The sequence below is a fragment of the Bacillus sp. JJ864 genome, from assembly GCF_036963045.1.
GTDB classification, from domain to species: domain Bacteria; phylum Bacillota; class Bacilli; order Bacillales; family Bacillaceae_G; genus Bacillus_A; species Bacillus_A pseudomycoides_C.
On sequence record NZ_JBALLY010000020.1, the window covers coordinates 65,233 to 76,428 of the forward strand.

8 protein-coding genes are annotated in these 11,196 nt (G+C 39.3%); all 8 read right to left on the reverse strand.

Features of this window, described 5'->3' with window-relative positions; translation table 11 throughout:
* Positions 1–47: 47 nt before the first annotated feature.
* Positions 48–1,149 (reverse strand): peptide chain release factor 2 gene (prfB, locus tag V7024_RS04370; RefSeq protein ID WP_335516168.1). Its coding sequence is split into 2 segments (ribosomal slippage): positions 48–1,076 and positions 1,078–1,149, totalling 1,101 coding nucleotides; the frame shifts between segments, so codons are not numbered across the junction.
* A gap of 321 nt (positions 1,150–1,470) precedes the next feature.
* Positions 1,471–3,981, reverse strand: a complete 2,511-nt coding sequence (secA, locus tag V7024_RS04375) for a preprotein translocase subunit SecA (RefSeq protein ID WP_335516170.1) — start codon at positions 3,979–3,981, stop codon at positions 1,471–1,473.
* 287 nt (positions 3,982–4,268) lie between these two features.
* Positions 4,269–4,811, reverse strand: a complete 543-nt coding sequence (gene hpf / locus V7024_RS04380; RefSeq protein ID WP_335516173.1) for a ribosome hibernation-promoting factor, HPF/YfiA family — start codon at positions 4,809–4,811, stop codon at positions 4,269–4,271.
* 322 nt (positions 4,812–5,133) lie between these two features.
* Positions 5,134–5,334, reverse strand: a complete 201-nt coding sequence (locus V7024_RS04385) for a cold-shock protein (RefSeq protein WP_335516409.1) — start codon at positions 5,332–5,334, stop codon at positions 5,134–5,136.
* Between the two features lie 117 nt (positions 5,335–5,451).
* A complete protein-coding gene (locus tag V7024_RS04390; protein ID WP_335516176.1) occupies positions 5,452–7,050 on the reverse strand; it encodes an esterase/lipase family protein in 1,599 nt (532 codons plus the stop codon).
* Between the two features lie 262 nt (positions 7,051–7,312).
* Positions 7,313–8,020: a ComF family protein gene (locus V7024_RS04395; protein WP_335516178.1), complete on the reverse strand. Its 708-nt coding sequence runs from the start codon at positions 8,018–8,020 to the stop codon at positions 7,313–7,315.
* Positions 8,020–9,366: a DEAD/DEAH box helicase gene (locus V7024_RS04400; protein ID WP_335516180.1), complete on the reverse strand. Its 1,347-nt coding sequence runs from the start codon at positions 9,364–9,366 to the stop codon at positions 8,020–8,022. The genes V7024_RS04395 and V7024_RS04400 overlap by 1 nt, the downstream gene beginning before the upstream one ends.
* 127 nt (positions 9,367–9,493) lie before the next feature.
* Positions 9,494–10,666: a C40 family peptidase gene (locus V7024_RS04405; protein WP_335516182.1), complete on the reverse strand. Its 1,173-nt coding sequence runs from the start codon at positions 10,664–10,666 to the stop codon at positions 9,494–9,496.
* Positions 10,667–11,196 lie beyond the last annotated feature (530 nt).

Genomic DNA, 11,196 nt, shown 5'->3' on the forward strand with positions numbered 1-11,196 from the left:
TCGCATTTTCTCACGTATGCGCCAACGCCCTGTTGGCATTTTTTTATTTACGAAATGCGGGAACGTAAATATGCATCAATAAATGCATCAATTTCTCCGTCCATAACCGCTTGAACATTCCCGATCTCTGTATTTGTACGATGATCTTTCACAAGAGAGTATGGATGGAATACGTATGAACGAATTTGACTTCCCCATCCAATTTCTTTTTGTTCACCGCGAATTTCATCAAGCTCTGCTTGTTGTTCTTCTAATTTTTGTTGGTATAGTTTCGCTTTCAACATTTTCATTGCATGTTCACGGTTTTTAATTTGGGAACGCTCAGATTGACATGTTACTACGACATTTGTCGGAATATGTGTAATACGAACAGCTGAGTCAGTTGTATTAATATGCTGTCCACCTGCTCCGCTCGCACGGTACGTATCTATTTTCAAATCTTCCGTACGCACTTCAATTTCAATATCATCGTTAAACTCTGGTACCACTTCACAAGATACGAAAGACGTGTGACGACGGCCAGATGAATCGAATGGTGAAATACGCACAAGACGATGTACGCCTTTTTCTGCTTTTAAATAGCCGTAAGCATTATGTCCTTTAATTAATAACGTAACGCTTTTAATCCCAGCTTCGTCGCCAGGTAGGTAATCTAACGTTTCAACTTTAAAGCCGCGTTTTTCCGCCCAGCGCGTATACATACGAAGCAGCATAGAACCCCAATCTTGTGATTCTGTTCCGCCTGCACCTGGATGCAACTCTAAAATAGCATTATTCTTGTCGTGCTCTTCATTTAGTAATAACTGAAGTTCGTATTCGTTCATATCTGAAGATAAAGTTTTTACTTCATCTTCAAGCTCCGCATGCAATTCTTCATCGTATTCTTCTTTCACAAGTTCATGCGTTACTTCCAGATTTTCAAACGTTTCGTTAAGCGTGTTAAACTTACCAGCCATATCTTTTAAAGCATTCGCTTCATTAATGACTGTTTGCGCACTCCTTTGATCATCCCAAAAGCTTGCACCCATCATAATTCCTTCTAATTCTGCGATTCGCTTTTCTTTTCCAGGGAGGTCAAAGAGACCCCCTAAACGCCGCTAATCTCTTAGCCATTTTCTCTAGTTCTTGTCTAATTTCTACTAATTCCATTTTTGTCACCTCTATGTAATTACTTCATTTATTCCATACGAAAGAGCGGTAAGCCCTTCACTACTTTACCCAAGCAACAAGGCAAACCCTCTCTGCTTTTGCGAGAGAGAGTTCATCTCTTGTTATTATATGAATGTTTATTAAAAAATTCCATCCATGAGAAAAACATTCTAAACGAGTCGGCTCCGCTTTTCTTTATTGTCCAGCTCCTGCGGCTAGAATGGCTGGTGGCTTCGCGCCTTCCTCCGAGGCACAATACGCCTCTCTGTCAGGAGCTCCATCCCCCTCCCATTCTAAACGAGCCGCTTCCGCTTTTCTTTATTATTTCCCGATTCCACAGCAGGTTTTGTATTTTTTTCCGCTGCCACATGTGCATAAGTCGTTGCGGCCTGTTTGGTCATTTTTTACGACTGGTTTTTTCTTTGCAGGTTCGTCGCCATCTGTCGGATGAACTGCTTCTCCTTGCGCTACTTCTTGACGTTCTAAGTTTTGTTCGATTTCCGCCTTCATAATGTAACGAGAAATTTCTTCTTCAATAGAAGCAATCATCGCTTCAAACATCGCAAAGCCTTCCATTTGATACTCGCGAAGTGGATCAATTTGACCGTACGCGCGTAAATGAATACCTTCACGTAAGTGATCCATTGCATCGATGTGATCCATCCATTTCGAGTCTACAACGCGGAATACAACTACTTTTTCAAATTCACGTATTTGTGCTTCCGGCATTTGCGCTTCCTTCTCGTCGTAGCGTGCTTTCACTTTCGCAAAGATGCTATCGATCATTTCTTCTGTCGCTAAGCGGCGTAATTCTTCTTCTTTCACATCACCGTCTTGTAGAAGAGTTGAATTTAAGTACTCAACAAGACCAGCAATGTTCCACTCTTCTTCTAATTCCTCTTGCGTATGAAGAGCTACCGCACGCTCTACTGTAGAATGCATCATTCCTTCAATAATGCCGCGCAGATTCTCTGATTCCATTACATCTTGACGCTGCTTGTAAATAACTTCACGCTGCTGACGAAGTACATCGTCGTATTGAAGAAGCTGCTTACGCGCATCGTAGTTATTACCTTCTACTCGTTTTTGTGCAGATTCAACAGCACGAGATACCATTTTACTTTCGATTGGCTGTGTATCATCCATACCTAAACGATCCATCATCGCTTTCATATTATCAGCACCAAAACGACGCATCAGTTCATCCTCCATTGATAGGTAGAACTGTGTCACCCCTGGATCCCCTTGACGTCCAGAACGACCGCGCAGCTGATTATCGATGCGTCGGCTTTCATGACGCTCTGTACCGATAACAGCTAAACCGCCGATTTCACACACGCCTTCTGCAAGTTTAATATCTGTACCACGTCCAGCCATGTTCGTTGCGATTGTCACCGCACCTTGATAACCTGCTTCAGCAACAATTTCTGCTTCGCGCGCATGGTTTTTCGCGTTTAAGACATTATGACGTACACCTTTTCTCGTTAACATCTTCGAAATTAACTCAGACGTTTCAATTGCTACTGTACCAACAAGAACAGGTTGTCCTTTTTTATGACGCTCAACAATATCATTTACAACGGCGTTAAATTTCCCTTCCATCGTTTTAAAAATTAAATCTGCACGGTCGTCACGAACAATTGGCTTATTCGTCGGAATCACAATAACATGCATATTATAAATGTTACGGAATTCTTCTTCTTCTGTTTTCGCTGTACCCGTCATCCCAGAAAGCTTCTCATACATACGGAAGTAGTTTTGGAATGTGATTGTCGCAAGCGTCATACTTTCATTTTGAATTTCTACGCCTTCTTTTGCCTCAATCGCTTGATGCAATCCTTCGCTGTAGCGGCGACCTTTCATAAGACGACCTGTAAATTGGTCAACAATTACGATTTCGCCCTCTTGCACAACATAATCTGTATCACGCTGCATGACAACGTGAGCACGAAGCGCTTGATTAATGTGGTGAAGAAGCGCTACATGTTTTAAATCAAATAAGTTTTCAATGTGGAACGATTTTTCTGCTTTGTTAATCCCTTCTTCTGTCAACATAACATTTTTCGTTTTCACATCAAATGTATATTCTTTTTCATTTGTTAGCGTACGCACAAATGCATTCGCAAATATATATAATTCTGCAGATTTTTGCGCTTGTCCAGAAATAATAAGCGGTGTACGTGCTTCATCAACTAAAATGGAGTCTACTTCATCGATGATGGCAAAGTTCAGTGAACGCTGTACACACTGCTCTTTATAAAGCACCATGTTATCACGTAAATAGTCGAATCCAAGCTCATTATTCGTGCTGTACGTAATATCAGCAGCATACGCAGTTTGCTTCTCTTCTCGTGACATATGATTTAAATTGATACCAACTGTTAAACCAAGGAACTCATGCAGTTGTCCCATTTCACCTGCGTCACGCTGTGCTAAATATTCATTGACTGTAACAACGTGAACACCTTTTCCTGTAAGAGCATTTAAGTATACTGGTAAAGTAGAAGTTAACGTTTTACCTTCCCCTGTTTTCATCTCAGAGATATTCCCTTCATGCAGTGCAATACCACCCATTAACTGAACAGGGTATGGACGCATACCAAGCACACGTGTTGCAGCTTCACGCACAACAGCAAAAGCTTCTGGCAACAAATCATCTACTGTTTCACCTTTTGTTAATCGCTCTTTAAACTCTACTGTTTTTCCTTTTAACTGTTCATCTGTCAGTGGTGACATTTGATCTGCTAATGCTTCTATTTTATCCACGGTTTTTTGCATACGTTTTACTTGACGTTCATTTGTATCAAACACCTTTTTTAAAATACCGATCATGAGAATACGCTCCTCTTTTATTAAAATAAAACTCCCATCAGTGTCTTTTTCCTTTCACTGATTGGTCGCTAATAACACTCAATTTCATGTTTGTATAAAAAATAGAATTCTTTCGCCTACTAAAAAAGTGTAAACCTACTGACAATTGTAACACTTGTTTTATATGTATGACAACAAATCGACTAAATGCATCTTTGCATCTATGGGAAAGCAAAGCAACGGTTTACTCACATTCCTATACAACCTAAAAAAACGCAGCCATGACAGCTGCGTTTTCCTTTATATGATTATTTAGTTTCAATTAAACCATATTTTCCATCTTTACGGCCATATACAACATTTGTTTCATTTGTTTCTGAATTTGTAAAGACGAAGAAGTTATGACCTAACATATCCATTTGTAAAATCGCTTCTTCTACATCCATTGGTTTTAAGTCAAATCGTTTTGTACGAACAAGCTCTAAATCATCTTCAGCAACCTCTTCTTGCACAGCTGGTTGATCTGGAAGAATCAACATTGCTTTTACAGAGCCTTTTTCACGTAACTTACGATTTACTTTTGTTTTATGTTTACGAATTTGTCTTTCCAGTTTATCTACTACTAAATCAATAGCAGCGTACATATCGCCATTTGTTTCTTCAGCGCGAAGTAATAAATCTGGAAACGGGATTGTTACTTCCACCCTTTGCTTGTCAGAGTATACTTTTAAGTTTACCTTAATTTCTGGAAAAGTATCGAAATAGCGTTCTAACTTACTTAACTTTTTCTCTACATATTCCTTTAATGCTGGAGTTACTTCAATATTTTCACCGCGAATGTTGAATTTCATAGATGAACTCCTCCTTTCAAGCCTATGTATAAGGTTTTCGACAAAGGAATCAAAAACCCTTCCTACATTTTAAAAAAATTTGATAAAATCGATATTTTTTTATCGATTTTTGTAGAAAAGAAAATGTATTATCTTTCCTACTCTTATTTTATCCTATTCACATCATGTTTACTGTATGTAGGTGTGAAGAATCGGTTACAAAATTGCTACAACTTTTTGACAACGTTTTCTTTATAATAAAACCTCCGTTAGCTATGCAACGGAGGTTCTCTTATGTGAAACGCTGGTCCTTATAGCGCACCATGTTTCTCAAATAAAATGATTATAACTTTACAACGTTTGCCGCTTGTGGACCACGCGCGCCGTCTACAATCTCAAATTTCACTTTTTGTCCTTCTTCTAACGTTTTATATCCATCGTCCTGAATCGCAGAAAAATGAACGAAAACATCCTCTCCGCCATCACGCTCGATAAACCCAAAACCTTTTTCTGAATTAAACCATTTTACTTTTCCTTGCATGATTGTTCCATTCCCTTCAATCTAAAATAAAGGCATTGCCCCATACTTTGACTATAACGAATTAGAAAACGGAAAGTCAAAGAAGACTTATCGTCTTTTTATTGTACCTTTCGACATATCTTATTTCTCAATATACACAGAACGCACAATGGTCCGAGTATATGCTTTTCCTTCTTTATTTTTCCCCTTAATATCGATCGTTACGTTATACACACCTGATTTTTCAACATTCGGCAACTTCCCAGTAAATGTAGATGCATCCTCTTTTTGCAGTTTATTAGATTGTGAAACTAACTTCCCATCCCGATCTACAACGTGCACATCAAAGGATACGTTTTCTTGCTGCAAGGAGCGCTTTTGGGATTTCGTTAACTTAAATTCTGCTTTGTTTTGTTTCACTTTACCTGGCATTTCTAACGTAAACGGTGCAGCTTGTTTATAATTAGCAAGCATTAAATACGCATCATCCTTTGTCTGTGACATCATTTTTAAACGCCACTCGCCTTCTTCCATTTGATCGATTGTGAATGTTCGAATCGTCGCTCCGTTAAAATAAGCATATTCTTCTCCAATTGTCGCTTTACTACTTTGATTTGTGTACACCTTACCAGATGGAGCGATAAGTTGTATTTGCACATTTGGATTTGCCGTCAATACAGAAACACTTCCATCTGTTACAGTTTCCACCGCAAAGGTTTGTTCCGCCCAGCTATTTGCCGGGAGCGTTCCTCCAAGCACAGTTTGATTCGCATTAACAGCCAGGTTTCTTTGTGATTCTTCAAATACAGTTTCGTTTACGATGGAAGGAGATGGCGACGTACCATGCAAATAAGGCTCAATCCGCGAAAATACAGCTGATCCCATCCGAATGCTATCATGATCAAGACTAGAATCTGTGAATAGATGTTTCCCATAAGGCAGTTTCGTACTCCATTCGTTAACTAACCCATCGTTAGCACCATACCAAGAGAGGTAAAGCCCGCCCACGGACAATGCAGAGAAGGCCGGTCCCCAACTTGTTCCCGCCACTGTATAATACCGGTTCAACTTAGCGCTCGGATTACTATCCGTTATGTTACGAAACTGCGCCATTTCCCCTGTCTGCAAAGAGTACGTGCCCGCATCCTGTTGCCCTAGTAAAGAAGCAAGCCAGCCTGCCCACCAGCTATACGCTAAGTCTGCTAAATTCGATCCATAATGCGGCGAGGCAAGCGTCACTACATTTCCAACGAAACGGTTGGCACCGTAATGAATAAGCGCTGCTTGCGTATCTGGTCCGCCTTTACTATGCGCAACAATATTCACCTTCTTCCCAAAATGATTATAAATTTGCTCCAGCATAGAAGCGAGCAAACGCCCATTATCCCACTCACTTGCTGAACCTTTTCCAGCCGCATCATACAACTGAACAAAAACAGTTTGATACCCTGCATTATAGGCTTTGTTATACATATCATTCATACCGTGATAAACCGTTTCACCATACCAATCTTTAGCATTCCCGTTCTTTCCTTGCACAAAAACGATTGGCGGTTTATTCGAACTTGCCTCAGGAGTTGCCCCTAAAAACCAACTTCCAGGAGTAAAGGATTCTGATGGCGGAAATATCCCGCCAGACATTTGTACAGAACTAGCAAAAACAGATGAAATAGGAAAAGACCATGAAATGAAAATACAAACAGTTAATAATGCAAAGAGACGTTTGAACTTATGAAACATAACAGACCCCCTTATCGAATTTAAAATCCCCCCATACAAGTATGTTATGCTGAGGTTCATTCCATCATTTGTAGTTGTCTAATTAATAAATAAAAGTAAGAATTTTCAGTTTTATTCACTTTCACCAATTTAGCAACTACACGTAATGGTGATGAACCTATTCTTGCTTACTGTTTTAAAACCTCCTAAAAAGCGAACAATTCACGTTGAGAAAATAGATGCGAAACAATTATCCAGTGTACAGAAGACTTCAAATAAAAAGTCAGCGACATAACGTCAAAGACGAAACACTCTTCGCACCCCTTTCATAGAAACATTGCGCCGCTTGACGCACCGTAATACCAGTTGTATACACGTCATCAATTAAGACAATGTCCTTTCCATGAAAAGACTCTTCCGCCGCAAAATAAAAAGGCCGCGACCGCTGCAATCTCTCTGCTCTTGTTTTCTTACTTTGCTTCTCTGCATCGCTTCGCATAAAAGATGTTTTCATCACCGGAATCGATAAGCACGATGCTAATAATTCAGCTTGATTAAACCCTCGTTCATATTGACGCGATAAGCTAAGCGGAATCGGAACAATACAATCACAATGCGGAAAATGCTGCTGAAAAGCATTGGCAAACAAAGAAGTAAATAGTTGCACAAGAGCAGCATCTCCGCGAAACTTAAAACGAGCTAACACTTCTTTCATCCAATCGTTATATACATAGACAGAGCGATTTTTGACATATACATGCCGAAAATACGGATCTTGCCTCCAGCGTAAACAATCGTGACAATAGTCCCCTTCTTTATATTCATCCACTAGACATTGAAACATTCTCCCGCAATCCGCACAAATATCCCCTGTAATACGGGAAAATTTTTGTTCACAGTACGTGCATACAAATCTCTTATCTTGTTCAACAAAAAAAGAAAACCAGCTTGGCAAAGCAGAAACAACATCGTCGCAAAGAAGGCAATGCATTAGTCAACTAACCCTTCTTGCTTCGCTCGTTTATTCATCATTTGAATTTGTTTTTGCGCCGCAACCATCGCCTCTGTCTTACCGTAATGAAAATAAATAACATCTCCAGAAGGCGCATGACGACTACGCCCTGCTCGTCCCGCAATTTGAACGAGTGCACTTTCTGAAAACACTTGCTCTTCTGCCCCTAACACTGCCACTTGTAAATTCGAAACGGTAACGCCGCGCTCTAAAATCGTTGTCGTCACTAATAACGGAATCTCGCCTTTTCGAAACGAAACCACTTTCTCTTTCCGCTTTGCATCTTCCGCATGCACACCCTCTATACGATGATCGATACATTTTAAAATTGAAACGATTTCTTCTACATAACAAACATGAGGAACAAATAGAAAGATAGGATATTGTTTTTCTAAATAGATGTGGAGCCACCGCAAAATGATAGCAGGTAACGTTTTCTTTTCAATAGATTTTCGCCAATTACCACACCAGCGAAAAAAGGGGACAGGGAGGGGATAACGATGATAGCGAGCTGGAATAATCACACCGTTTTGTTTTCCATTACGGAGCTTTCTTTGCCACTCTTTAGACGGCGTTGCTGTCAAATAAATAAACGAAGCATTTTCTTTACTAGCAAAGCGAACAGCATATTGCAGCGTATCATCCATCGAATAAGGAAAGGCATCAATCTCATCCACAATCATCACGTCAAACGCCCGATAATAACGAAGAAGCTGATGCGTTGTCGAAATAACAAGCTGCGCATTTTTAGATAAGTCATCACTCCCACCGTATAATGCGCAATTTGAAACAGATGGAAACACTTCTTGTAAACGCGGATAAAGTTCCAATACAACGTCCGTCCGCGGCGTGGCAATACAAATACGCTCTCCCCGGCGCAAAGCTTCTTCGATACCGTGAAATAACATCTCTGTTTTTCCTGCGCCGCATACAGCCCAGACGAAAAATGATTCTTTTTGCTGTACCGCCCTAACAATTCCGCTAGAAGCCTTTTGCTGCCCTTCTGATAACTGACCGTTCCACTTCAAACAATTTGCGATCACTTCGTTTTGGATCGGGCCAGTCCAGCGAACGAGCTCTGTACACTCACTCACCCTTCCCATCATGATACACTTCCGGCAATACGTACAAGTCTTATTGCAGCGATAGCATAAAAATAAAAAAAATAGTCGCCGCTCCTTATTTCTGCAGCGCTGACACAGATAATGAGAGTTTTTCTTTACAACACCTTTCTCATATTGAATATAACCTTCCTGCTCTAACCGATACAGTTCTTCTTTCGATACAGACACTTCCTCTAGCAATAGCTGACGACCTTCTAGCATCTTACTCCCCCCTTGCTTTTACTATAAAAACATAGAAAGAATTTGTAAAAACGCAAAAAAGCCGATAACCTACTGTTAAAATAGTAAGCTATCGACTTTATACACGTATTTTATTTGATTATAAATCTTAGAATCTACCGTATCCTAAGAAATGTTGTTGGTTGTAACTACTGCTCAAGCTAGAATATCCAATTCCCTTATCACCAGCATGAATCATTTGTCCATTACCAGCATAAATACCGATATGAGATGGACCTGTTTTATACGTATCTTTGAAGAATACTAAATCACCAGGTTGTGGATCGCTAATGTGTGACGTAGAATTCCAGTATCCAGCTACATCTTGACGACCTACGCCGTAAATGTAAGAAATGAATCCACTGCAGTCAAATCCACCGTTAGACGGGCTTGCGCTACCCCAAACATACGGCATACCAAGGTATTGTTGCGCTTTTCCAATTGGACCAGGACCAGGAGGAGCAGGTTCTGGCTTAACTTCTTTTCCTGGCTTAGATTTTTCTTGTCCGCCACCATTATTTGCTGGTTGTTGTTGTGCTGGTTGCGCTGCTTTTTCAGCTAAACTTTGTAAGTATAGAGCTTGTTTTTCTAAGTCTTTTAATTGACCTTCTGTACTAGTCATTCCACTTACAACCGTTTGCATTTTTGCGCTTAACTCATCTACTGCTGCTTTCTTTTTCGCTTTTTCAGCATCAAGTTCTTTTTTCGCAGTTTCAATTTTCGCTTGTGCATCTTTTAATTCTTTTTGTTTTTCTTTAATAAGCGCTACATCTTTTTTCACTTTTTCTTGATCATTTTGTTGCGTTTTCATAATGTCTTCGTCAGACTCAAGAATTTGTGAAACAGAAGTTAAACGATCGATTAAATCTGCAAGACTTTTAGAGTTTACAACTACTTCTGTTACAACGTTCGTGTTTGGCTTCTCTTGAAGAGCAACTAAGCGCTTCTTCAATAATTCTTCACGCTGTGCAATTTTCGTTTGTAAATCTGCAATCTCTTTATCTTTTTGTTCAATTGTTTTTTGCGCTTCTTCTACTTGCTTTACCGTCTCAGCAAGTTTCGCTTCGTTCTCTTGAACAGACTTATCTAATCCTTGAACTGTCTTCTTTAATTCATCCATTTGTTTTTGGATTTCATCACGTTCTTGTTGTTGTTTATGTAAAGTGTCTTTTTGTTGTTGAATTTGTGTATTTACATCTTCAGCAAATGCGTTTGGTGTTACTACTGAAAACATCATAAATCCTGCAGCTAATGCGCAAGATGCGATTTTAATTTTTTTCATTATGTTCTACACCGCTTTCTTTTTTCTTATTTTCCCGAATTTATCTAATAAATTTATACCATAATTACCAATGTTTTTTTGTAATGTTACGCTTTTGTAAAAGAAATGTAATATTGCGCTTGTAGTTTTTTGACATTTCTGTTCTAATCTTGTGTTTTATTGTAGAGAAACAAGGAAATGAAACGATAATCCTTTTTCTTTTGTCGGACAATTTCAGTTATTTTACAGTTATGTAACACATTAAAACTCTATTATTACATAGAATAATTTACCAGTCCACCATTTTCCTTCATTATATATAAAACTATTTGGATTTTATGATATTTCATTCACTACTATGCACGACCTAATACCCAATTTGTATTTATAAAAAAAATAAAAAGTACAAGAGCACTCTCTTGCACTTTCTATAAAATCTAGAGTGGTTCAGCGAACTCCCACTCCATACAATTTCACTTTATCCCGCATTAACGGGCAGTAAGACCCCCACCTCAAGATTCAGAGAGAATCAATGAAGATAGGTGGGGGAT

Bases quoted from the DNA above. Each gene is read 5' to 3' on its own strand.
- hpf (WP_335516173.1), bottom strand. From the start codon at position 4,811: ATGAAATTCAACATTCGCGGTGAAAATATTGAAGTAACTCCAGCATTA.
- secA (WP_335516170.1), bottom strand. From the start codon at position 3,981: ATGATCGGTATTTTAAAAAAGGTGTTTGATACAAATGAACGTCAAGTA.
- V7024_RS04400 (WP_335516180.1), bottom strand. From the start codon at position 9,366: ATGCTAGAAGGTCGTCAGCTATTGCTAGAGGAAGTGTCTGTATCGAAA.
- V7024_RS04395 (WP_335516178.1), bottom strand. From the start codon at position 8,020: ATGCATTGCCTTCTTTGCGACGATGTTGTTTCTGCTTTGCCAAGCTGG.
- V7024_RS04390 (WP_335516176.1), bottom strand. From the start codon at position 7,050: ATGTTTCATAAGTTCAAACGTCTCTTTGCATTATTAACTGTTTGTATT.
- V7024_RS04405 (WP_335516182.1), bottom strand. From the start codon at position 10,666: ATGAAAAAAATTAAAATCGCATCTTGCGCATTAGCTGCAGGATTTATG.